Annotated in this window: 25 protein-coding genes and 3 pseudogenes; 5 read left to right on the top strand and 23 right to left on the bottom strand. The window is 35.9% G+C overall.

Translation table 11 applies throughout. The features are described from left to right. Nucleotides 1–58: 58 nt before the first annotated feature. From MUW56_RS21275 to MUW56_RS21260, 4 genes are all read right to left on the bottom strand, one after another. Nucleotides 59–397, bottom strand: coding sequence for a hypothetical protein (locus tag MUW56_RS21275; protein WP_292015081.1), 339 nt, complete (start codon nt 395–397; stop codon nt 59–61). 259 nt (nt 398–656) lie between these two features. Then, nucleotides 657–989, bottom strand: a complete 333-nt coding sequence (locus tag MUW56_RS21270) for a hypothetical protein (protein WP_292015080.1) — start codon at nt 987–989, stop codon at nt 657–659. After that, nucleotides 986–1,288 (bottom strand): hypothetical protein, encoded by a 303-nt coding sequence (locus tag MUW56_RS21265; protein ID WP_292015079.1) that lies wholly within the window; start codon nt 1,286–1,288, stop codon nt 986–988. The genes MUW56_RS21270 and MUW56_RS21265 overlap by 4 nt, the downstream gene beginning before the upstream one ends. Before the next feature lie 25 nt (nt 1,289–1,313). Next, a complete protein-coding gene (locus MUW56_RS21260; protein ID WP_292015078.1) occupies nt 1,314–2,798 on the bottom strand; it encodes a hypothetical protein in 1,485 nt (494 codons plus the stop codon). A gap of 247 nt (nt 2,799–3,045) precedes the next feature. Between MUW56_RS21260 and MUW56_RS21255 the strand changes: the two genes are divergently transcribed. The 5 genes from MUW56_RS21255 (at nt 3,046) to MUW56_RS21235 (ending at nt 7,618) form a co-directional block, all read left to right on the top strand. After that, the gene (locus MUW56_RS21255) at nt 3,046–3,867 is read left to right on the top strand and encodes an alpha/beta hydrolase (protein WP_292015077.1); all 822 of its coding nucleotides are present in this window, start codon (nt 3,046–3,048) and stop codon (nt 3,865–3,867) included. 225 nt (nt 3,868–4,092) lie between these two features. Then, nucleotides 4,093–4,290: a 50S ribosomal protein L35 gene (gene rpmI / locus MUW56_RS21250; RefSeq protein WP_292015076.1), complete on the top strand. Its 198-nt coding sequence runs from the start codon at nt 4,093–4,095 to the stop codon at nt 4,288–4,290. A gap of 120 nt (nt 4,291–4,410) precedes the next feature. Beyond that, complete coding sequence (gene rplT / locus MUW56_RS21245; RefSeq protein ID WP_034694451.1) at nt 4,411–4,755, top strand: 50S ribosomal protein L20; 345 nt, start codon at nt 4,411–4,413, stop codon at nt 4,753–4,755. A gap of 298 nt (nt 4,756–5,053) precedes the next feature. Further along, complete coding sequence (locus tag MUW56_RS21240) at nt 5,054–6,235, top strand: M28 family peptidase (protein ID WP_292015075.1); 1,182 nt, start codon at nt 5,054–5,056, stop codon at nt 6,233–6,235. Between the two features lie 210 nt (nt 6,236–6,445). Continuing rightward, nucleotides 6,446–7,618 (top strand): M20/M25/M40 family metallo-hydrolase, encoded by a 1,173-nt coding sequence (locus MUW56_RS21235; RefSeq protein WP_292015074.1) that lies wholly within the window; start codon nt 6,446–6,448, stop codon nt 7,616–7,618. Nucleotides 7,619–7,953: 335 nt separating this feature from the next. On the opposite strand, the gene MUW56_RS21230 is transcribed toward MUW56_RS21235, so the two are convergent. From MUW56_RS21230 to MUW56_RS21155, 19 genes and pseudogenes are all read right to left on the bottom strand, one after another. After that, entirely contained in the window at nt 7,954–8,493 is a 540-nt protein-coding gene (locus tag MUW56_RS21230; RefSeq protein ID WP_292015073.1) for a hypothetical protein, read from the bottom strand. A 509-nt stretch (nt 8,494–9,002) separates the two neighbouring features. Next, nucleotides 9,003–9,170 (bottom strand): transposase, encoded by a 168-nt coding sequence (locus MUW56_RS22920; protein ID WP_367118546.1) that lies wholly within the window; start codon nt 9,168–9,170, stop codon nt 9,003–9,005. A gap of 119 nt (nt 9,171–9,289) precedes the next feature. Continuing rightward, nucleotides 9,290–9,745: a hypothetical protein gene (locus MUW56_RS21225; protein ID WP_292015072.1), complete on the bottom strand. Its 456-nt coding sequence runs from the start codon at nt 9,743–9,745 to the stop codon at nt 9,290–9,292. Between the two features lie 6 nt (nt 9,746–9,751). Then, a pseudogene (locus MUW56_RS21220) lies at nt 9,752–10,543 on the bottom strand (hypothetical protein); the annotation flags it as partial. A gap of 32 nt (nt 10,544–10,575) precedes the next feature. Next, nucleotides 10,576–11,241, bottom strand: a complete 666-nt coding sequence (locus MUW56_RS21215; RefSeq protein WP_292015071.1) for a hypothetical protein — start codon at nt 11,239–11,241, stop codon at nt 10,576–10,578. Beyond that, nucleotides 11,238–12,176 carry an RHS repeat-associated core domain-containing protein gene (locus MUW56_RS21210; RefSeq protein WP_367118545.1) on the bottom strand — a complete coding sequence of 313 codons (939 nt, stop codon included), beginning with the start codon at nt 12,174–12,176 and terminating at the stop codon, nt 11,238–11,240. The genes MUW56_RS21215 and MUW56_RS21210 overlap by 4 nt, the downstream gene beginning before the upstream one ends. Nucleotides 12,177–12,363: 187 nt before the next feature. Further along, nucleotides 12,364–12,651: a hypothetical protein gene (locus MUW56_RS22915; protein ID WP_367118544.1), complete on the bottom strand. Its 288-nt coding sequence runs from the start codon at nt 12,649–12,651 to the stop codon at nt 12,364–12,366. Nucleotides 12,652–12,676: 25 nt separating this feature from the next. Then, nucleotides 12,677–12,934, bottom strand: a complete 258-nt coding sequence (locus tag MUW56_RS21200; protein WP_292015070.1) for a hypothetical protein — start codon at nt 12,932–12,934, stop codon at nt 12,677–12,679. Between the two features lie 4 nt (nt 12,935–12,938). Next, nucleotides 12,939–13,124, bottom strand: a complete 186-nt coding sequence (locus MUW56_RS21195) for a hypothetical protein (protein WP_292015069.1) — start codon at nt 13,122–13,124, stop codon at nt 12,939–12,941. Nucleotides 13,125–13,305: 181 nt separating this feature from the next. Next, complete coding sequence (locus MUW56_RS21190; RefSeq protein ID WP_292015068.1) at nt 13,306–13,569, bottom strand: hypothetical protein; 264 nt, start codon at nt 13,567–13,569, stop codon at nt 13,306–13,308. Between the two features lie 67 nt (nt 13,570–13,636). Further along, a complete protein-coding gene (locus tag MUW56_RS21185) occupies nt 13,637–14,005 on the bottom strand; it encodes a hypothetical protein (protein ID WP_292015067.1) in 369 nt (122 codons plus the stop codon). Between the two features lie 3 nt (nt 14,006–14,008). Then, nucleotides 14,009–15,427, bottom strand: a complete 1,419-nt coding sequence (locus tag MUW56_RS21180; RefSeq protein WP_292015066.1) for an RHS repeat-associated core domain-containing protein — start codon at nt 15,425–15,427, stop codon at nt 14,009–14,011. Between the two features lie 118 nt (nt 15,428–15,545). After that, a pseudogene (locus MUW56_RS22910) lies at nt 15,546–15,608 on the bottom strand (NTF2 fold immunity protein); the annotation flags it as partial. Nucleotides 15,609–15,628: 20 nt separating this feature from the next. Further along, nucleotides 15,629–15,790, bottom strand: a pseudogene (locus MUW56_RS22905) (NTF2 fold immunity protein); the annotation flags it as partial. Nucleotides 15,791–15,877: 87 nt separating this feature from the next. Then, entirely contained in the window at nt 15,878–16,627 is a 750-nt protein-coding gene (locus MUW56_RS21175) for a DUF4329 domain-containing protein (RefSeq protein ID WP_292015065.1), read from the bottom strand. Then, nucleotides 16,585–16,782: a hypothetical protein gene (locus MUW56_RS21170; protein WP_292015064.1), complete on the bottom strand. Its 198-nt coding sequence runs from the start codon at nt 16,780–16,782 to the stop codon at nt 16,585–16,587. Before MUW56_RS21170 ends, MUW56_RS21175 begins: the two co-directional genes overlap by 43 nt. Nucleotides 16,783–17,112: 330 nt before the next feature. After that, on the bottom strand, nt 17,113–17,580 hold the full coding sequence (locus tag MUW56_RS21165; RefSeq protein ID WP_292015063.1) for a hypothetical protein: 468 nt from the start codon (nt 17,578–17,580) through the stop codon (nt 17,113–17,115). A 5-nt stretch (nt 17,581–17,585) separates the two neighbouring features. Further along, complete coding sequence (locus tag MUW56_RS21160; protein ID WP_292015062.1) at nt 17,586–21,191, bottom strand: DUF6443 domain-containing protein; 3,606 nt, start codon at nt 21,189–21,191, stop codon at nt 17,586–17,588. A gap of 6 nt (nt 21,192–21,197) precedes the next feature. After that, complete coding sequence (locus tag MUW56_RS21155; protein ID WP_292015061.1) at nt 21,198–24,737, bottom strand: hypothetical protein; 3,540 nt, start codon at nt 24,735–24,737, stop codon at nt 21,198–21,200. Nucleotides 24,738–24,739 lie beyond the last annotated feature (2 nt).

Here is a 24,739-nt window from a genome sequence, read left to right as displayed (position 1 = left end):
ATAATTACTTATTCAGTTTTCTCCAAAATCCGTATTCGCTATTATCGTTTTCAGGTGTTTAGATTTTTGCAAAGAAATTAAAGGTCTGTTGGGCAATACGCTTTGGTTTCGTATCTGATGTATCATTAATCCGGTCTTCGTACAATTCAATTTTTATTATTTTAACATCATCCGGTATTTTGTAACTTTCATCTTTTGTATAATTATAACCCTTCACATCAGCGCTTTCTTTACCAGGAACTTTTTTAATCTCCACATAATATCTCAGCGTAATACTATTGCCATTTTGTTCTCCTTCTTCAAAACGGATTTTTCTAACCTGATGAATGGTATGTCCACCGGAACTGATATTTCTCTGTATACGAAACTTAAGTGTTTCAGCATTTTTGGAAAGCATAAAATCATGGGATCAAGACGTTCTGTCACTTCTTTACGAGTTGTATAAGTCTGTATTTTACCTGTTTCCGAACTTTTCTTGTAATCCGTTTGGGTTCTATAAATATAGTAACTTTTAATTTTTGAGCATTGGTTTTACAGCCAGACAGTACCAAAAGTGAAGTTAAAATCATGAGGTTTTTCACCGTTTTATTTTTAATTAAAGATAATTAAAGAAGGTGGATGAAAATATCCCCGATAATGGTGGTTTTTTAACCGCTCTAGTTCATTCCGTTTTTGGCATCTTTCAATATCTTTTCGGCTTTCATCCTTATCGCTTTAGGCAATAACTTGAAATTAGTATCCCTTTCTTCCCGATATTGATCTTCTTCCTGAAACGGAATCCAACCCGTAATTTTTGATTTTGAAAGTGTTTTCACCCCTGTGTTGGTGTACACAATCACTTTCAAGGGTTTGGCATCTAATCCGTCTGATTCTTCAAAATAAGTAAGGTAAAACTCAGGAAAGTTATCTTTGTCTGCATCACCAATTTCACAGAAGTTAATCAGATATTTAGGTTGTGCCAACCCTTTTGCAAAATCTTTAAAGGTCATTTGAGAATTAATCCACCATGGTCTTCCAGAAAAATGCCCGAGTGCAGATCCTTTGGGTTTTCATCAAAATAAGCGGAATTTTTGGATTTGCTTTCGTTCAGATACCAAACATAACTCCCATAATTAGGAACAAATGATGTTACGATCATGACCGGATTTCCCGATAAAGGATTTCCAAGTTCTTCCATAATCTCGTTGTATTTTTTATCTGAAGAAAAATATATTCCTGTTCTTATTTGTGCAAAAGATACTGCACTTACAATACAAGCGGCAACAGACAATAACTTTCTAAAAATCATAGTTTTAATATTTTCAATATATTATTTAACTCTCTTTATATTCTTTTCCGGAGTAAATATCAATATAATAAAACATATTTTCCCCTGAATTCAGTTTAACATTCACCAACCCATCTGAATTAATAGATTGATAAGCTTTTGATCCAATATTTTTTTTATTCTTATGATCATAAAGGGTATACAAACCGTCTTCCTCTTTTTGAAGAGCATAGATCTCTTTTTCTGTATCCAACACCGATATATCATGGTATTCAGGCTTTATCTCCCAAGTCTTTGTCTTACTATTCCATAATCCCATGGTTCTTAATTGTTTTTCGTCTTCAATCCGGATAAGGTATAAATCATTCATACCTTGATAAGAATTTATTTTTCCGAACTTCCAGTTTTTATCAATGAACTGATTGGGCAAAATCATTTTTCTATCGGGCCAAACCATATTTCCGAGCTGGTCCAGAACCTTAAAACTATAGGTATCAATGGAATCTGCAACATTTCCTTTGGTGTCAATATAAAGCCAGTCATATGCCCAGATATCATGATCGTAATTAAAAACACCCAGCAAAAAATAAGGAGAATTGGTTATAGAATACACTAAGGAAGTCTTTTTGATGAAATCAATCTGCGAAGCTGTTGCTTTTGTAATTTCTTTCGGAAATACCTTTTCATATTGTGGAAAAGGGTAAATATCATTGGTTTTGCTGTCTGCCAAAAGTTTAGGAACTTCCGGAGCATAGCGTTCTTTATTCACTTCCTTCAGGATTATGGTTTCCTTTCCAAATTGAAGTGAAAGTGTTTCAGTACCTTTTAATCCGCTGTGAACTGCTTTTTTCTGGTTCAGTTCATACATGGAGAAACTGGCGTTTGAAGCTTTGATAAAGCGTTTGTTCTCTAACAACTCAGCAATATTATTGTCGATTGTATGTAAGCGGTCTTTTTTGATTTCGTAAAGACTTCCATTCCAAAAAATATGGTTTTCATCTACAGAAACAAAATTCAGATAATAATTATCCTCCAGATACGGAATATCTTCATGAAGTAAGATTTGTTTGGTTTCTAAAACCCCAATCTCAATTTTATGGTAGGTTTGTTCTTTCTTGATGCCGCCTCCTAAGATATTCCAATCCCATTTCCAGGCAGGCATTTTCTTTTCGTATTCAATGTCTTTTTTATAAAATGTAAGTCCGTTTATAACATTTAAACTGATCTCGCTGGCCGAAAAATCCAGCATTGTTTTTCCATTTTCGTCTATGACAGCATATTCATTCTTTTCATTTTCAACAACGGCAAAACCTGTAGGAGTAAATACTGTTGCACTTCGGAACTTTTGATTCGTGACAGGCTTCAGGCTTGTTTTATCTACATAGACAAAATCATTCTGCCTGGTTAAAAGCGGAACCGTATTTATTATCTTCGTTTTGGAAGGAACTATAGGAGAATTATCTTTTTTTTCTTGTGTGCAGGCAGTCACTGAAGTCAACATAAAAAGGATACTAAATACTATTATTTTCATGCTTCGAAATTTTATTCTTTGTATTAATCAATATTAGAGAGAAGTGCAGAATAAAACAATCCCGATTATCAGCTATATTTTAATTGTATAAATCCCTTGTTAAATTAGTGTTAATGATGCATTCCGTTGCTTTTATATTTTAATCAATATATTATCTTAGGTCAATGTATTGTGAATATTTTCCAGCTACATTTGTGAATATAAAAATAAAATACATTATTAATTTATTAATCATAAAAAACAAACAATGAACACACTTACATTAAAAGACGGAACAGAAATTTACTACAAAGATTGGGGAAAAGGACAGCCCGTATTTTTTCATCACGGGTGGCCATTATCCAGTGATGACTGGGATGCGCAGATGTTTTTCTTCTTAGAACAAGGTTATAGAGTGATCGCCCACGACAGGAGAGGCCACGGAAGATCAGAACAGACCCCTTATGGACATGATATGGATACGTATGCTTCTGATGTTGCAGAAATTGTTACAGCGTTGGATTTAAAAGATGTTATCCATGTGGGACACTCTACAGGAGGTGGCGAAGTGATCAGATATGTTGCCAAACATGGAAACGGAAGGGTCGCAAAAGCTGTTTTGGTAAGTGCAGTAACGCCGATCATGGTTCAGAATGAGAATAACCCAAATGGGGTTCCCATGTCTGTTTTTGATGATATCCGCAACAACACCGCCAAGCACAGACAACAGTTCTTTATTGATCTTACCTTCCCTTTTTATGGGTATAACAGAGAAGGTGCCAAGGTTTCTGAAGGAATCCAGAGAAACTGGTGGAGACAAGGAATGAGTGGCTCTATCAAAGCCCATTATGACTGTGTTAAAGCATTCTCTGAAACGGATTTTACTGAGGATCTTAAAAGTGTAGACGTTCCTGTGTTGGTCATGCATGGTGAGGATGATCAGATTGTTCCTTTTGAAACGACCGGTAAAGTAGCTGCTAGCCTTCTTAAAAACGGGAAACTGATCTCTTATCCTGGTTTTCCACATGGGATGCCTACTACAGAAGCTGAAACGATCAACAGAGATCTATTGGCTTTTTTCCAGTCATAATTTGATTTACTATGCTGGAAAGAAACTACGAAAAGGTAGATTTCCAATACAACCTATCATAAAAAGACCGCTCTATGAGAGGCGGTCTTCTTATTTACTAGGATAAAATAACAGATTATAAAAGTTCGAATTGATTTTTTTTGTATCTTTGCCCACTATTATTCCTAATGTCCTTAGGAGTAGCCAAAACAGATATTGATAACAAAAACAATAAAAAAGCAAACAATGCCAAAATTAAAAACGAAATCAGGTGCTAAGAAACGTTTTGCTCTTACCGGTTCTGGTAAGATCAAAAGAAAAAATGCTTTCAAAAGCCACATCTTAACTAAGAAAGAAACTAAGCAGAAGAGAAATCTTACTACTACTTCTTACGTAGCTAAAGTGGACGAAAAAAGTGTTCAACGTCAATTAGCCATTAAGTAGTTTTTATAAATCTATATTCGGTTTATAAGAATTCAAACAAATTCAACATTTTAACCCTGAAATGGAGCATCTAACAATGAAACATATGTTGTCGCCCATTTCAAAAAAACAATTTAAATTATGCCAAGATCAGTAAATGCGGTAGCTTCAAGAGCTCGCAGAAAGAAAATTTTTAAGCAAGCTAAAGGTTTTTTCGGTAGAAGAAAGAACGTGTGGACTGTAGCTAAAAACGCGGTAGAAAAAGCAATGCAATATGCTTACCGTGGTAGAAAAGAGAAAAAGAGAAACTTCAGAGCCCTTTGGATCACTCGTATCAACGCAGGTACTAGAGAGCACGGAATGTCTTACTCTCAATTTATGGGAGCTCTTAAAAAGAACAACATCGAGCTTAACAGAAAAGTTTTAGCAGATTTAGCAATGAATCACCCTGAAGCTTTCAAAGCTGTTGTAGATCAAGTAAAATAATGTAGAATACTATTTTTGTTATCAATATAAGTCCCGGGTTTTTCCGGGATTTTTTGTTATAGTCCTGCATTGGTTCGGGCTTTAAGTCTGTATTGAAAATCTATCCCATTTCTATTATAATCATTGGGTGATGTAGAAAGTAAAGACTCTTCTAAAGAAACACTACAATAATATCAACAAATTCTTCAGAAAGAATTATTTTTTACTTAAAAACAACTCAACCACAGTTTATATTTAAAATTCTTAACCTGAAACAGGCATTAATTGTTATATTAGCAATTCGAAATAATCAAGAAAAATGAAAAGAATTGCTGCTTTTTTGTTTGCCTCTGTAATGATACAAACTATTGGAGCTCAAAGTTTTATCCAGACCTACCAGAACAGGGCTAATATGGTCACTCAGACCAATATTACGACCAATCTTCAGGAGTTTGCCAATTTAGGTGTAAAAACCACCGGTTCACCGGCAAATGCGAATGCTTTAAACTGGCTTAAGAATAAATATCTTTCTTACGGATATGCAGCCAATCAGATGGTGGAAGATCCTTTCACTTATGGAAGCCTGTCTTCGAAAAATCTGATCATCACCAAAACCGGAACGGTTTATCCTAATCAGTATATTATTATCTGCGGACATTTTGATACCATTAACGGTCCCGGAGTCAATGATAACGGCAGCGGGACGTCTATCATTCTGGAAGCAGCACGGATATTAAAAGATGTTCCTACGGAATACTCTATAAAATTTATTCACTTTTCCGGAGAAGAACAGGGCCTTATCGGGAGTTATCATTATGCAGATAATGTTGCCTATCAGGGGAATACCCGTGTTTTAGATATTAAACTGGTTCTCAACCTGGACCAGGTAGGCGGAAAGAACAGCAATGTCAATAATACGGTGTACTGCGATCAGGACCTGGGAGGTGTTACTACGAATAATCCTGCTTCAGCAGTGATCACGCAGGAGCTTAGAAACTGTACAGCACTCTACTCTCCTCTTCAGACCGCAGTAGATCCTGCGGAAAGATCTGATTATATCCCTTTTGAAGAAAAAGGGGAAGTCATTACCGGTTTTTTTGAAAGAATTGAGAGCAATTACCCGCATACTTCTCATGATACGTTTGCCAATACAGATCCTGTATACATTTATAATATCGGTAAAGCTACCGTAGGGGCACTACAGCATTTTGCAGTGGCTACCACAACAGGTTCAGCATTGGGAACCAATGAAAATAAAGTGAACGTTCTGGAGTCTGTGAAAATATACCCCAATCCGGTAAAAGATATTGTTAGTATTGAACTTCCCGATTCTAACCTGAAAAACTTCAGTTTTGAAATCACCGATTTTCCGGGCCGCTCTCTACTGAAGACCACAAATGAGACAAAAATCAATGTTTCCCATCTTGAAGACGGAGCCTATCTGGGAGTTTTAAAAACAGCTGACCAGACCGTTGTAAGAAAAATCCTGATTAAAAGATAAACACGCTTATCTGCAAATAATTATACTTATTATAAAAATAATGCCTCTGAAAGATCTCAGGGGCATTTTTATGCTTTTGAAATGATAAGATCTTCTCTACAAGCAGTCATTATTGATATAATAGTTAAAATTCAATTGTTTTCATACATTATTAAACACTGCATTGGGATTTATTTACTACATTCGCAATACACAACCAAAATAAATAATATGAAAAGAATCACAACATTTTTGTGTGCATCTCTGATGATCCAGAGTATTGCAGCGCAAAGTTTTATCCAGGCTTACAAGAACAGAGCGGATATGGTAACCCAGGCTAATATTACCGCCAACCTTCAGGAGTTTGGTAATCTGGGAATAAAAACTACCGGTTCACAGGCAAATACCAACACGCTCAACTGGATTAAAAACAAGTATACTTCCTATGGATATTCTGCAAGCCAAATCGTCGAAAGCCCCTTTACCTATGGCTCAGCTACTTCTAAAAACCTGATTATCACCAAAACAGGTACTCTTTATCCTAATAAATATGTAATTATCTGCGGGCATTTTGATACCATTTACGGGCCTGGTGTGAATGATAACGGCAGCGGTACTTCTATTATTTTGGAAGCAGCCAGAATATTGAAAGATATCCCTACAGAATACTCCATCAAATTCATCCATTTCTCAGGAGAAGAACAGGGGCTGATCGGAAGCAGCCATTATGTGAATAATGTAGTCTACCAGGGAGGTGTCCGAAAACTGGATATTAAACTGGTCTTCAATCTGGACCAGGTAGGCGGTGTAAAAGGAAATAACAACAATACCATTTATTGCGATGAGGATCAGGGTGGTGTTTCTTCCAATAACGCGGCTTCCGCAGCAGTGACCCAGCAGCTTAGAAACTGTACGGCACTCTACTCTCCTCTTCAGACTGCCGTGGATCCTGCCGAAGATACAGACTATATTCCATTTGAACGTAAAGGTGAAGTGATCACCGGATTTTTCGAAAGGATAAGAAGCAGCTATCCCCATACCTCTAAGGATACCTTTGATAATATGGACCCTATATATGTGTACAATATAGCAAAAGCAACCGTGGGAGCTTTACAGCATTTTGCAACCGCTTCTGTAACAGCAGCAGCAACTAAAACCGCCCCCGCAAGCTTCCCGGAAGCTGTAAAAATCTACCCTAACCCTGCCAACGACGTCCTAAATATTGAACTGCCATCCCAAACAACCCAGTTCAGCTTTGAAATGACCAATGCCACCGGAAGATCATTCCTTAAAACAACCAATGAAACAAAAATCAATGTTTCTAAACTGGAAAAAGGAGTATATATCGGTATTGTAAAGACAGGCGATCAAACCGTTGTGAAGAATATTCTGATTGACAGATAAATAACTAATCCTAATTTAAAATAAAAGCAGAGCCGTTGTAGCTCTGCTTATTTTTTATGGTCCCTTATCTCCTGAAATCGTTTGAAAATCTGACTCTTTTCTTCCATTGTAAGAACGATCAACAGATTGAAAAAAGCTGAAGAAGCAGCTCTGTAGAACCCACTAACGGCCAAAAGTTATTGCTGAGATCAGGAATTTACTAAAAAAGCAATAAAATTCATAAAAGATAAGAACATCACAGGTGATAGACTTGTGGTGTTTTTTTCACATATCTTTATATTTTGAGATGATCAAAAACTTTTCGGTCGTACGAAAGTTTAAAATTTTAATTTCTTTTATTCCTTAATGTATACATCAGCTTTGGATTGTACACCCCAAATTCCTATTGAAGATGGCGCCGTTCCTAATTCACTTTCCCTTCTTGTTTGTAATGTAAATGTATAAATACCCGGTGCAAGGTTAGGAATAGAATACGTTACCGGAAAGTTATATCTTACAGCTTCAGATCCTACACTTTGAGTTGCCGCCCAAGATGTCATCATCACTGATGTGTAAACAAGATTTGAAGTTCCACTCTGTACAATCTGAAAACGAAAAGAACCAGTTGCTGAACCTTGAGGTGACGAATCGCCCCAGCCTGTAAAACTTAATATAACTCTTGATTGTAATACCCCAGCAGGAACAGTTACCGCTACGCTGCAATTGTTAATAGTAGTATAGGAGGTTCCAGCAGGCACAGCCTGAAAAGTATTGATAAATCCATTCAAATCTGTATTGGTAAGAATCCAGCTCTCATTAGAAGTAGTCCCTACAAGATCCAGATCCCAGCCATTCACACCATTAGCTGTGATTGAAACAAAATATCCGGCCTTCAATACATAAGTATTCGAGGCTACTTTAGTTCCACCAAACCTGATCGCTTGTCCCGAAGCTGCGGTTAAGGTTAACGTGTTGGAAGCAGAATTATTTTTAATATAGTATTTTCTTCCCCTGAAATCACTGGTACTGTTGTCCGTTGAAGATTTTGCAGGAAAATTTAAAACTGAATTGGAAGCTCCCGTAAAAGAAATGTGATAATCTGTCCCGGTAACCGTATCCGTTCCCGTAATTTCACGAAAATTACCCTCAATAGAGCCATTAACATCTAATGTACTGGAAGGTAGACTTGTACGTATCCCTACTTGTCCTTTTAATAAAGAAGTAAAAATAAGTAATCCGTAGAAATATTTTTTTTCATATTCTTATCGTGTTGATTATTATATTACAAATTTACAATAAAATGTTTATAAAAAATAATAAAATTATTATTTTTTATTTATTTCATTATATTATTCACATCACCTTTCCTTACTATGTTTCCATTCTTTCAGTTTCCGTTTCAGTTTCATTTTCTTTTTAAGAGCTCACCATAACATTTATAAAACCTCACCCAACTATCAAGTATACTGGCTCCTATACCTAATTCTTTGGATAAAGATCTTATTGAACGATTTTCTTTGATTTTTTCTACACAGTTTTTTTTAAAACTTAAACTGTATTTTGATTTTCCCATAAAAATACCCCTAAAAAGGGTCTAACTTTTTGGGGGCAGTCTAATTTGTGAGGGTTTATTTTTACCTACCACACGATGCAATCGTGCGGGAGCAGGGACCTTACGCAGCGTGGTTTATCTTATCTTTTTACAGAATCATACTGTTGTTGGGTTATTATTTTTTTTTCTAGCATTTTCTTTAACCAGTCTTCTGTTTCTTTTTTTGAGGATTTGTCTAATGAAGATATATTAATACTGGAGTAATTAGCATCTTTAAAAGGTATATCATATTTTTCGCATAGAGCGGTAAAATAATAAAAATAACCTAAGTCATTATTATACTTCTCAGCCATTATCTTGGAATAATACATTAATGTATCTGTTCTATCTTCTTTATTTGAGTCCATTAAAAAATAATATAATTCATCATAAGCTAATGTATCTCCTTTTGTCTTTACAAGTTTAGTAATACTATCATAATTTGATATATTACTCATTGTAATAATATCACTCTTATTTATAGGCTTATCAAGTGTTTTCTTTTCTTGACAAGAACTTAATAAAATCGTAAATATTAAAATAACTATTACTTTCATAAAAAATTAATTAAATATTCTATCCCATAAACTTCGCTGGTCTTTCCCTTCAGGTTTTGTGTTACCTGGTTGTTGGCCTGTTTGTTGGCCATTCTGAAAATTATTCCAATTTCCAAATTGACCTGTCTGCCTTCCATGCCCACTTTTTGGGGTGTTTGGAAGATAATCCCCATTGCGATCAGTACTATAAGTCGATTGAGGTCCCACTTCAGTTCCTTTATTTGAAAAACCGTCTCTTTCATCAGGAGCTATAATAGTAACTCCTTCCATTTCTTTGGATCCAGAAATTTTTTCTACCACAGATTCTTTAACATTCCCAGCTTTATCAATCGTTGTTCTACCTGTTCTACAAGAGTGTAATACAACTGTAAAGCCTTCCTTACTTTCAGAATTTTTCCATAGATCACTACTCTGATTAAGCACATTGTTAAGTTTAGCTTCTGTATCAATCGTTCCCAACCCTGCTTGTTTTTCTTTTGAAGTTACATTATCATTGTAAATTGCGGAAGGATTTCCGTGTGCAAAAACATGAATTGTTTTTGTATTAGGATTGTCTGCGTACTGTCCATTATTAGCCGTTCTAATAATTGACTGATTGGCTTTCGTATCTTTCATTAAAACAGCTTCAAGCCCTTCCAGCTCTCTTGCATCTATAACTCTGTTTTCAGAAAAATTATAGTGTGATTGGTAAGCGTATTTTTCACTTAACGGATCTATATTAAAGAATCTTCCCAAGTCAGGCATGTAATTTCTCCATTTAAATGAGTAAAAACCGGTCTCTTGTAACTCTTGTCCTTGGTACTTATACTGATAAACTAGAGTTAACTATTTTATTTTGGGTATGTATGAAACTTATATTCCGAATTCTTTTTATTTGTTCCTTTATATTTTGTCTGGCTGACTGGAATTTCCTTTGCATCAACTCCATACCAAATTTCCATAAAAGTCACTAAATCAAAAGTATTTACCCGAACGGGAATAAATTTATCGTTTAGTTTATCTAAACTAATTACATTAACAACTCTATCCCAATTAAATTCATCTCCTTTTTCATATTTAAAAAATTCGGATTTCATCAAATCTTTTTTGCTGATCTGAACCTGATTAGATAATTGTTTCATTTGCTCCTTATCAAAATATTTAGACCCCATCACAAAAACTAATATAATGTTTTTTGAATAATTAAAATACAATCTTTCATTTTGAAAGTCCGATTTAAATTGCCCTTTATCACTCAATTCTGCATACTGAGTAGGAATATAAGTAGAATAATAAATACCTAGATTTTCAATCTCAAGAAGGTCTTCAAATTCAAAGGTTATAAAAATTACACTATTTTTAATTTTATTGGGAATAGTATTAGTTTTATTAAAATACTCTAAACTTCTTTGAATTTCTTTTTTTACTTTTTCATCTTTCACAAAAGATAATTTATCTTCTTGAGCTGATATGATACCTGATATTAAAAGGAGTATTAATAAAATATATGATTTCATCGTGCAACTGGAATTAAGTTAGGTAATTTTATTTGTCCTGCATTGGATTTTGTTGTAGCTCTATTTATTCCGGTTTTTGGATCTTTTTCTAACCAATATGGAACAAAATAATTTTCTCTCATATTACTTCCTGCTCCTGTATAGTATATAAAGTTATAAATCCCATCTTTAGATATGTAATTATCATGTTCTTGAGCTTTTCTTGTGAAAGGGTGAGTATGCCCCGCATAGAAAAGATTATCATATGTAAGACCTTCTGCTCCAAAATTCCAAGGCGCGGTTACCCGATTTAGTTTGTGTGAAGTTCCGACTAAAAATGTGTCATCTTTTTCTGTTCTAAATCCTCCTATTGTCCACTCTACACGACTGTTGTCCGCTGCAAATTGAAAAACTCTTCTTACATCTACAGAATTTGTTGTTGTACCGTGACTCAAACCATTACCATCTTTACCCGAAAGCTGGCTGATAAGGGTTCCGTCAGAAGGACTACTTTTATCTACTTTCACATAATCTTGGTTTTCTTTTCCTACTCCTTCTGTTGCTTTTTGTGCATTGCCGTTTTCATCTTTTACGGCATTTCCATTGGAATCACTTTTAGCTTTGTAAAGTCTATCAAAATTATCATCTGTCTTTTGAATTAAGCTAACATTTCCATTATCATCAACACCATAATCGTCATAATTCATTCCATTAGAATCTACGTAGAAAATAGGGTTATTCCCAGATATATGATAAGTAGACATTGGTTGATATTTCTCCGCCAATGGATCTACCACACCCCATCTCCCAATATCCGGCATATAAAACCTCGCTCCATAGTCATACATCCCAGTCTCCTGCAACTCCTTTCCATTGTACTTATACTGATACGCATTCTGAGTGGTAGCTGTATAATTATGCAATAACCCAAAAGGATAATAAGTATTCACTTCCACAATCTCTCCAGGTTTCCAATAATCAATACAGATGGGCAGCTCAAATGGAGGGTTGTAGTTCCCGCTGCATTGCTGGACAAAGTATTGTCTTGGCTGGATAATACCGTCTTTATTGGTATCCGTATAGCTTAATCTTATATTGCCTAAATGATCCGTAAAGTTGTAGATGTATAAATTACTAAGCGCATCATAATATCCTTCCGAAGTTGGAATGATCCTTAACTTTCATTTCAGCCACTTCATTGGGGTCAGGAAGTGTCATGACTTCTCCTGTTCCTTCCTCTGAAGGCTTGGTAGACTTATACTGGAACCCGTCCAGATAATCTGTTTCTATATCTCCAAAGAGCTTCTTCACTTTTACGCCGTCTGCCCTGTAGGTATAATGGGTGACCTTAGAGTTCTGGGTAATTTGTTTGGGTAAATTTAAATAATTATATTGAATGGAGGAAATCCCTTTCTCCAAATGTCCCGTCATATAAACTTTGCACAGCGGGGTAGAACTATAAGCTAAATTTAGCTTTAATAAATTCTACTACTTCTTGTTTTGAGTTATAGATTATAAATTCTATTTTATCATACTCTCCAGAAATTCTATTAATAAACTCTCTTGCTTCCTGGATATTTTCAAAAATAGAGTAAACATGTTGATTTTCATTATTATTTTGATAAATATTAAAATTTATATCTAAAACAATTCCTGTCTCTCCATTTGCCATTAAAACAGTAAATTCATTTTCTTTTAAAGTTGGAAAATTCATAATTTTATCTTTCTAAGTTTACTTTTTTTACATCTGCACCTGTAACGGGACCTTTCACTAAAGTTTCATATTTATTTACAATTGTTCCCGGAGATTGCACCAAATTAACGGATTTTAAATTGGGACTTTGAACTAATTGACTATTAGGTATATCAGCAGTTAAAATAACTCCTTCACCACTAGTTCTCAAAGCAAAATTTTCTGCAACAGATGCATTAGTAGCCCATGATGTATAATTACTTTCAGTAGTAACTGTATTATGCTCTAATGGCGTGGCATTCCCTCCTCTAGGTGTTGCTGTTCCTTCAAAGGCTTGGTTATATGCAGGTCTAGTACTATTTACTCCTCTATGGAAGGTTGTGGTTTCTACTTCAGCAGCAGGTGCTGCTTTCTTGCTTTTCCTCCTGCTGCTCTATGAGTATTGCAGCAGCTACCATAACAGTTGCAGAGCCTATGGATTCTGCGTCTCCTTTTGCTACGCGTTTTTCGGTTTGAACAATTGCTTTGGCTCCACTTGTTTCATATAGAGATTTTTCATATTGTTTGACTGCTGCTTTTGCTCCTCCTGTTTGATAAGCATTATAAACTTTTTTAAATTCTCTACCTCCCTGCATTACTCCGGATATTCCACCCACCGCAACTGCGGCGGGTTCTTTTTTATCTGCTACGAAGTCGGGAGACTTTGCGCAGCGGGTTTTGTTGTTATTCTGTTTTTAAAATTATTTTTTTATTTTTTAATTTTTTACCCTTTTTTGTAATCTTAAACGAATTTATTCTATTTTCCATATAAGTAAAATTAAGACTTGCTAAAGGTTCTTCTGGATCACATTTCAAAATTAGGGACTCTTGAGCATTATTAAGTATCCATTTTCCTTTGCATTTAGCTACTAAACTTCCACCAAATCCAATAGTATATGAAAATGTAGAATCTTTTTTTAAAGACAGATTATAATTTAAAGATTTTTTATTTTTATGGAATGTATATTTTTCTCTTAGTATAACATTGTTAGTTTGTGTATTGCAAGAAAATAGAAAAGTACCAATTATTAAATTCAATATTAATAGTCTCATAATTTATTTTTTATATTTTATCCCTTGAAAGTCTCTCAATTTTATACTCTGATCTAAATTTTTTAAAGCTTCTTTTGTTGCAGGATATGCTCGTATCAATTGACTCACAGTTGAGTTAATTGTAACCCCGAATAAGCCAGATTTAGCACTTCCACCAACTCCGTAAACTTGTTGACCAGAAGAATTGCGTAAAGTAGTTAACCAGTTATTATTTATACTATTTATAGACATACCCCCAACTGAAGAAGGGTCGAATGCGGCTTGCGCCTTGTATGCAGCCGTTTCATCATCCAAATCTTGAGCAGCAGAACCTCCAGCTTCAAAAAAAGCAATATCACCAGATTCAAATTGCGCTCCGTGAGTCATTTCGTGAACAAAATTACCGTCACTTACATAACCAATATTTATCTTATCAGTATTCTTATCGTAAGAGGTAATTCCTTCACTACCTTCCATTTTATTTAAACCATACATTTGATCGCTTGATTCTAATGTAGACATATTAGTTAAAGATTGATTAACACTATTTAACCTATCTTGCTTGTCTCCCATTTTTGACGCCAAAGTTTTAGAATCCCATCCTTTATCTTTAGCTTTTTGATTGATTTTGTCTACATCACTTTGTAATGCATCACGTGTTTTAGTAACAGACCCTTTTAATCTATCCCATTCTTTTTGATTAGCTGGATCAATTTGCATTCCATCCGGATCAATAAAATAAATAGGATTATTCACAGCGTAAGCATATGGAGCATGACGACGGTATATTTCCGCCAATGGATCTACCACACCCCATCTCCCAATATCCGGCATATAAATCCTTGCACCATAGTCATACATTCCGGTCTCCTGCAATTCCTTACCGTTGTACTTATACTGATACGCATTCTGAGTGGTAGCTGTATAATTATGCAGTAACCCAAAAGGATAATAATTATTCACTTCCACAATCTCTCCGGGTTTCCAATAATCAATACAGATGGGCAGCTCAAATGGAGGGTTGTAGTTCCCGCTGCATTGCTGGACAAAGTATTGTCTTGGCTGGATGACTCCATCTCTGTTGGTATCCGTATAACTTAATCTTATATTGCCCAGATGGTCTGTATAATTATAAACATATAAACTATTCAGAGCATCATAATACCCTTCGGAAGTAGGAATGATCCGTAGTTTCATTACGGCAACTTCATTGGGGTCAGGAAGTGTCATGACTTCTCCTGTTCCTTCCTCTGAAGGCTTGGTAGACTTATACTGGAACCCGTCCAGATAATCCGTTTCTATATCTCCAAAGAGCTTCTTCACTTTTACGCCGTCTGCCCTGTAGGTATAATGGGTGACCTTAGAGTTCTGGGTAATTTGTTTGGGTAAATTTAAATAATTATATTGAATGGAGGAAATCCCTTTATCGGCATGACCGGTCATGTTTCCATTCCCATAAAACTGCCCCTAAAAAGTGTCTAACTTTTTGGGGACAGTCTATTTTGCGAGGGTTATTTTATTATTGCTCATGGATTACAAAGCCAAGAGATCGGGAGCCCCTTTACTTCTCGTGAATAACTTTTAAAATCTTACCATCTTTTTTTTGAATTTCAATATATGGAACACCCCCTTTCTATCATGAAGTGTACCATTAACAATCCATACATTATTTACTAAAACAGCTTTATAGGGTAGAAAATGATCTATCTTATTCCCATATATAGAATACCAAACAGCTTGAGCTATTTTTACTGCAGTTTCTTCATTAGGAACATAATCAATGGTGTTAATATTAGAATTATTCATAGGTTTATTCGTCATATCAGATTTATTCAACGATTTACAGGACGCAAAAAGAGAAAATATCGATAATATTAAAAATACATTTTCATTTTAAGGAGTTGTTACTGGTTGGTTATTATTAGGTATTGACTGTGAATTTGGAGTATTCACAGGATTTATGGGCGGTGGTGGTGGCGGAATTACTACTGGTGGAGCTGGCGGTAATGGTGAAATTGAAGGCGTCGGTGTTGGGGAAACATTATTTAATCTAGCAGGGTCATTCGGATCACTTGGTAAATTTGTACTCAACGTTGTAATATTTCCTGTTGATGGATCATACTTTTGTAATGATCCGTTTGGTGTCGCAACATAACCGATCAACCCTGTTCTGTTATTATCCCCAACATCACCGCTTGTAGAAGTTAAATTGTTCCCAGTAGTGGAACCTGAAAAAATATTATTTGCGTAATTAACATCGTATGCTGCATGAGTATGAATATCACCAGTAGCGGTATTTCCTGATGGAGCAGGACTAGGAGTTACTGAAGCTCCTGTCGTCCCAACATTTGGTACTGAATAAGCAAATAATGTAATTGAAGTACCATTCACGATGGTCGTTGAGCTATATATAGTAGAGCCATATTCCTGATTGACATTAATAGAAGTGCCATTATATTGTTGCCCAAAATTTTCCGCTGCTGTATCCATAGAGCCAAATAATACACCTGGTTCTAATCCCTCCAACTCTACAGCATTAATTACAATATTTCCACTAAAGGCATAAGGCGTCCATTTTCTATATTTATCTGCAAGCGGATCTACATTAAAAACCTTCCTACATCCGGCATGTAATTTCTCCACTTAAAACTATAGAATCCAGTCTCCTGCAGCTCCTGTCCTTGGTACTTATACTGATAAGCAGGGTTCCCCGCCAACACATTCACCCCCTCATGTTTTAATCCAAAAGGATAATAATTGTTTTCTTCAATGATCTCAACTCCTGATCCGTTATTCATGTAACTTAATCGTACATTTCCTAAATGATCAGTATCGTTGTAAATATACTTATTTTCAAATAACGAAGTGGACAAACTGGTGGACGTTCACGGTGCTGTCATCGCTAAATATGAGCGTGAGAAGCTCTGGAAGCGCCTTTGGATTATCTCGTAGGTTCTACGCATATTCTACTGTATAAAAATATTGTAGCTAAAATTTTAGATATACAAAAACTAAAAGAGAACGATAGACAACATGTCTTTGCTCTCCTTGATGCGTTCCTTAAACAAACTAAATTGCAAAGCATTTTATAAAACAACAAAGCCACTCAAACGAGTGGCTTTGGTATTTTAATTAATTTCTAATCTATTAATTTCTTGAACTTCCATAAGCTTATTGCTATATTGTGTTCCAATAACTATATCCAATATGTCATGTGGCAGCTCTTTTAATTTCAATGGAGTTTTTGGACTAGCAACTAAATGATAATGAGGGTCTAGAAAATTATTTAGAATAACTTTATCAAAAGAGTATAGCCCTTTTTTTGTCATAAATACATAGTCTTCTAAATATCTTTCATTAACTCCTGATGCTGATTTTTTACTTTTAATTAATATATTATTTAATTCAGGACTAATAACAGCTTCTGATATTTCTGGTAAGTTTCTAAAATAACGTGCTAATATTTGACGTTTTTCTTCGGATTCAGCTACTGAATCGGGTAACTTTCCACCACCAGAGGCCATAAATCCCACATATTCACCATCCGTAAAAAACCAATCCATATCCATTGTTTCTTGTTCTATTTCTGTTATCATAAATATTATTTATTAAAAGTTGTTTTACAATTATCACACATTGGAATAACAGATCCATCTCTAGGTCTAATTGCTTCAGTAAAATTAATTTGCGAAGGTGTTGCAGAAGGATTATCTAATAGCAATTGGTTTCCAGTATGAAACTCAGAGCAACAACCAACAGTATTCCCAGAAGCAGTTTTAGTTCCTAATCCACCTAATTCTCCAACAACACCTTCTAATTGTGGAGCAATTGTTGCTGGTGGCGGTCCACTTGTACCAACTACTGTTTGTCCGTTTAATTCCGCTCCAACAACTGTAGCAGGGGCTTTTCCAGCTGCTTTTAAATCTGCTACAGTACTCTTAACAGTATTTGTCAACTCATTCATTGTTGATGTTTCAGCAGCAACTACTTTCCCTCCGGCTTTAGTTCCTCCAGCTGCTTTATGCGTAATTACGGCAGCGGCTACCATAACGGTTGCAGAGCCTATAGATTCCGCATCTCCTTTTGCCACGCCCTTTGCTGTTTGAACAATCGCTTTAGCTCCGCTTGTTTCATAAAGAGATTTTCCATATTGCTTTACAGCAGCAGAGGCTCCACCTGTTTGATATGCATTATAAACTTTCTTAAATTCTCTACCTCCCTGCAGTACTCCTGATATTCCATTAGAAGTAGCTAAGCCTTTAACCATTCCTACAGTTGTATTCCAAGCTCCTCTACCAAAGCTTTTAACTTGTCCCCAAGTTGGCCAAGGCCACATTCCGTCTGGGTCAATAAACATTACAGGATTGTCAAAAGCATAATTATAAGGTGAAAACCTTCTTCCTAATTCAGCAGCAGGATCTATTACGCCCCAACGTCCAAGGTCCGCCATATACATCCTTGCCCCATAGTCATACATCCCAGTCTCCTGCAACTCCTTCCCATTGTACTTGTACTGATAAGCATTCTGAGTGGTAGCTGTATAATTATGCAATAACCCAAAAGGATAATAAGTATTCACTTCCACAATCTCTCCAGGTTTCCAATAATCAATACAGATGGGCAGCTCAAATGGAGGGGTGTAGTTCCCGCTGCATTGCTGGACAAAGTATTGTCTTGGCTGGATAATACCGTCTTTATTGGTATCCGTATAGCTTAATCTTATATTGCCTAAATGATCCGTAAAGTTGTAGATGTATAAATTACTAAGCGCATCATAATATCCTTCCGAGGTAGGAATGATCCGTAGTTTCATTACGGCAACTTCATTGGGGTCAGGGAGTGTCATGACTTCTCCTGTTCCTTCCTCTGAAGGCTTGGTAGACTTATACTGGAACCCGTCCAGATAATCCGTTTCTATATCTCCAAAGAGCTTCTTCACTTTTACGCCGTCTGCCCTGTAGGTATAATGGGTGACCTTAGAGTTCTGGGTAATCTGTTTGGGTAAATTTAAATAATTATATTGAATGGAGGAAATCCCTTTATCGGCATGACCGGTCATGTTTCCATTCCCATCAGCACTGCCATTATCATATTCAAGGGTATTGGGAGTGGTTACATATGGATAGCCCAAAGGGTTCTGCTGTTCATCAGTTATTTTATTCAGCCTGTTTCCTGTGTAATCATATTTCAGATTGTCTATGACAGTGGCAAAGGTATTGCCGGATAAAACGCCTTCTGATCTTTTCAGCCTGGTAATATTGCCGTTTAGATCATACTCCATTTTTTCAAAATATTCTCCGAAGGCTTCACTTCCTGATTGTTGATAGAACCCTGCGGAAAGCCTGTTTAGGGAATCATACACATAACCGTATCTTTTTAAGGGTTCATTTTCCTGAGTTAAGGTTTTCCAGGACACTTCGGCTATATTCCCATTGTATTGGGGAAGCACTTTCAGGGAAGGGTCTAATGCATCGGGAGTTTCTAATCCCTCAACTGTATTGTAGTTGATCTTATATCCGAAAAGATCATTTCCCAGAATCGAGGGATCATTGATCTGGGTCATCCACCCTCTGATATTGTATCTATAATCAATGGCCTGCAAGGGTGTTGCTGAATGTATTCCGCCTACTTTTTTACTCTCTAATTGGGAAAGTTCATTGTATTGGTTCCGGGCCAGAATCTCATCCGGATTGCTGTCTACTTTATGCTTGTGTACAAGAAGTCTGTTCTGGTCATCATACGTAAAGCTTTCTGTAATAGTCCTTTCTGTATCCGTATTCAACCTTTTATGCTTTGTAATAACAGTTTGTGGTACCCCTGCAAAATCCAGCAGGGATTCTGTACGGGTATAGCCTCCCAGATGGTTGATGGAATGGGTACCAATGACTCTTGCTTTGTCATCGTAATAGGTGTAGGTCTTGCTCCAGCTGTCATCTTCGATATTCTTTACCAAACTCATCACGGGTAGGCCTTTGGTGCTTCTTCCTGCTGATGAAGGGGTATCGGTTAAGGTAGGCCTGCCCTGAATGGTGGTTGGGAAAGAGGGATTGAAATTGTATTGCGGATAAGTATCATAATAGTTGACACTTAAAACCGTTTCAATATCAAAAAAATATCCATTGCTGTACTGAACCGGCATCCCGTTTTTGGTAAATCCTGTACTGCTCCTGTTCTCCACTATTATGAGATTCCCTGCCTGGGACTGCATGCTGCTTCTGCTTCCTCCGGCAATGATCCCTGTATAAGCCACTCTCCCGAATGGGTCATATTGGGTAATCAGCCATTTGCTTTTCTCCCGCATATTGGCATCCTGGGTCATGATAAGCCTCTCCGCCTGATCATACACCATATATTCCCAGCCTTTTCCAGGCAGTTTTTTCTCTACCAAACGGTTTCTGCCGTCATAACGGTACTGATAATACAGGTTTTCTACGGCAGCGGGTTCCACGGTGGGAGCCGAGGCCAGCGGAGGGATTACAAAGGACAGCTGGTCATATTCATTGTAAACATAGTACGTATCTGCATTTTGGGCAGCGCTCAGTACTTTTCTCACTAACAAAAGCTGTCCTCTGCCGTTTTTGAATTCTATGGTTTTGTTGCCGTCTTCATCAGTAACCGTGTTTTTATACAGCTGTCCTGCTCCAAAATACTGAAGCAGCTGGACATTGCTTTGAGTCCTGCCCTCAAGCCAGGTTGTAGAGGTCTCGTATTTTCTTACATAGTCTTCATGGAGATTGGCATCATAGTCAAATTTGACGGGTTTATCACTCCAGGCATTTCCTACCTGGATCTGCTGCCGGATCCTGTCCAATGGTGAGTTTTCCAAAACTTTTTCAGAATAAATCTTTTCCTGGCTATAGAGATCCGGCCGGGAAGCATTGGTTAATGGAGAGGTGTAAATTGCTCCGTTTTGAGTCTCCTGCTGGGGAACGGGTAAAAATTCTTTTACCTGTCTTCCAAAATCGTCATATTCAAAATGAGTCACCACATCTCTGCCCAATGGCGAGGATTTGACATTCACGACCTGCTTGGGTCTTCCCAGGCCGTCAAAGTATTGAACGGTTTCTGAGGTTTTAGGGCTTGAAAGGCCAGGGTCTGAGAGGTATGTTTTGGTATAAACGTAATTTTCTGCAGTGCTCGGATTGGCCTGGGCATGGGCCAACCCGGTTATCAGCAAACCACTCATTGGAATCATTATTTTTTTCATCAGTTCTTAGTTTTTATAATGGTATTTCATTTCCTTCAATACTTTTCCATCCATATCAACGACTTTCTGAAGTCTGTTTGCAGCATCATACAGATAGTTTTCCCTGATTCCTGATGCTGGTGTAATACTCGTTACACCGATTAAAGGGTCATGGGTATACGTGGTGATCTGAGGATTTCTCCTTGGAAGCCCCTCAACTGCTTTTCTAAAAGTGATCAAAGCATTAATCAACGCAGGCTCATTGGCAGGATTGGCTGCATCTGTATTGGAAGAATTGACAACCATATCGATCGTTTCCTGGGGAATCTCACCAAGACTTATACCTTCGATTTTAGCAATGGGTAGCGTTTTGTTGTATCCCCAGATAATAGTTACAGGAATACCTTCTTTAGTAGTATACTGAAGTAAGTTTCCTTTTTCGTCGTATTTATCGTAGGTTACTTCTTTTGATACAATATTTAATAAATCTGTAGAGTTCACCTGATAAGGTAATACCAGTCCTGAAGTTTTAGTATCTGCTTCAGTCTGATTTAATGGATATAAAGTTTCCATTTTGGAGATAGTTTTACCATTTTTTCTGGTCTCCGTTTCTAGAGGAATACTCACTATATTTTTATCCAGAAGATAATGATTTTGTTTCTCCGGTGAATATTTGTAAAAAGTCTCATCTACGGTATTATCTGTTGAAGTGATTTTACTTTTTTCAAGATAATCTCTAAGATTATAGGTATAGTCTTCAACTGTAGTTAGTTTTCTGCTACCTGGAAAATACTGAGTCTTCTCAGATTTTATAAGATTAGTCTTCCCAACGATTTCTTTTGAGAAATAATAATAAATAAAAGATAGTGGATTGGTACCAAATCCTACTGCAGCCGTATATTGACATAAATGAAGTGTAGGCATTGAACCACATTTACTCATCAGCATTCTATATGACTGATAATCATTTATATGATTTGTATTAAACCTATTAAAGATAAAATTACTTCTTATTATAAAATTGATCCCTGATATTTCAGTGGTAAAATTATCATCATATTTATTGTCTTCCTCTGATAATAAGCTATTATCAGAATCATAAATTTTTTTGTTCAACAAATTACCTCTCCGGTAGTCAAAATTCGAAGTATAAGCTGCAGGTGGAGACATTGAGTAATAAGAAAACAAAGGATTAGGATAGTCAATAGGACTTGAGAAGTGATGTACTGTTTTTCCTTTAAAAACAGACGGATTATCAGTCGTGTAATCAATATCTTTAACGGTGATATATTTATAACCAACATCAGCTCCCCTAGTTTTCTCCGGTGATAATAAATTTTTAGTAGATGTCGTATTGTAGGTCATATCCAAATTATAATTGTAATAGACTGACTCCATTGGATTACACATATACATATTGTTATATTTTTCCTCATATTGGAAAACCGGAATTGGAAAGACTAAAGCCCCACTACTTTTGGAAGTATTAGCAATATCATTATACTCATACAATTTCTTTTTTTGAAGTCCTTTTTCATTATAAAATTCAACATCTTTGATTCTGATGCCTCCTCCATACAGATAATTTTGTGAATGGCTCTGTTTTCGATAATAACTGGAAAACCTTGCTGTAAAATTAGTAGGAATAGGGTGATTCGGCATGTTACCGGAAACCGTACTCAATGTTACATAATATTTTCCTGCAGGAAAAGTTCTCTTTTGCCACGGATTATAATTGGGATCTATATCTACAACCGGACCTAATGACTGAATAGTCGTACTTTCTGTCTGACCCGTAGCATCGTTGAGTTTATAAAAATTCAAAGCCCATGGTTCACTCATATAACTACCAGATTCAGAATTAAATAAAACTTCTTGTGGCTCTGCGAGTGAAAAAAAATATGTAGGACTTTGTCCAAAATTATTAATCGTTACAAACGATGATAGTGTAGACCAGTTTTGCAGATTGGATGAGAAATCGGTTATTTCTTCAATCGGATTTGCAGATGGATTTTGATTTTCCCTAACATTACTTGGCTTATAATTAAAAGTATTCAATTCATAATTATAACGGATCTCACCTCCGGTCGGTAATTTCATTTTTGTAAGAACATCTTTTTCAATGCAACCAGGTGAAGATTCGTACAACGTTTGAGGAGCAAGGAGATCCAAAATCTGAGTATTCTGTATACATCGGTAATGGCCCCATAAATCACTTCTTATATCTTCCTGGTTATAAGGTAAAGGATGAGTCGCATTACCACCATAATAAAGACTATAAAAATGGTCTTCTTGCATATTCTTATCCATAATAGACACTTTTCTTAAAACCATTTTTTTATCAATATTCAGATTACTATATGCATAATCAAAATTAAACTGCTTAATAAAAGTGTTTCCAAAGAAATCTTTTATCGTGATTTTACTGAGCTTTTTATTATTATTCGGTAGGGTAAGGTTGCTATCTTCCCTGTCTCCTGTATATTCAAAATAAATTTTTGCTCTGTCTTTCACTTCAATATTATCTAAAAAACGGCTGTACGTATGGTTTGAGGTGATTGATTTTTCATAATCCGCAGGAAAAGTATTGATAATGTCATTATAACAATCAGAATATTGAAAACTCCCATCAAAAGGATGAAGCATTCCTCTTCTTTTAGAAATAGAAGTTGACACAGACTGCTCAATACCGTTTGCATAATTAAATTTTATGAGCAAATGATTATTTTCATAAACTTCACTAAGGTAAAACCCCGTATTCAAATCCAGGTAATCAAGATTTGGAGTAGTGTTAACTCCTGAAGAGGTATATGAGTCTGTCAGATATGAACGTGAAGACTGCTCTACTATATCGAATACATATTTTAATCCTTTATCATCAATAATGTCAAATTTTATAGGAACATTGTTATTAAAAATAAAGTCTATCTTAAGATTGTTTTTATCCAGCTTTACTAATTTCAACGTCCCTGTTGTCTCATCTCTTTTAATAAAAAATCGTCCGGTATACCCCATAAAATTATACTGGTACATATCGTAGCTGTTATCAAATCGATTGAATAAAACTGATTCAAAAATCTGTCTGAAAACCTCATTATCGATTGAATTATTTCCATTTGCCAGATAATTTTTCACTAAATTATAGTTATTTTTATAGGTATCAAGAGTATTAAAATAGATCCCGTATTTCCCGGTAACCTGATCCGATTCGTCCGGCAGGTCCCGTATTGTACGGGAAATCATCCCTCCTGCAAAAAGACTCCATCCTAACCCGTATTCTGATGCTACGTCATCAACTTTCGCACTTAAAGGATGATAATTAAGAGATAGATTTAGATTTAATTTGGAACTGTTTGTGGTAAAATCTCCGATAGGAATATTGATATCCGGAATCCCTGTATAAAGGCTGACAGGAACTTCCTCAAATTTCATTAAGGAACTTACACCGGGACTTTGAGGTAAATTTCGGTTTAATTCTTCTATAAAGTTTTTCCCTTGTCCTTTTGCAAGGAATAGAAAGCCATATATAGATAATAGGAAGCTAAATCTAGTTATTATTTTATGCATTT

The organism is Chryseobacterium sp., from assembly GCF_022869225.1.
Classification (GTDB): Bacteria; Bacteroidota; Bacteroidia; order Flavobacteriales; family Weeksellaceae; genus Chryseobacterium.
This window is presented reverse-complemented; position numbering and strand designations above follow the sequence as displayed.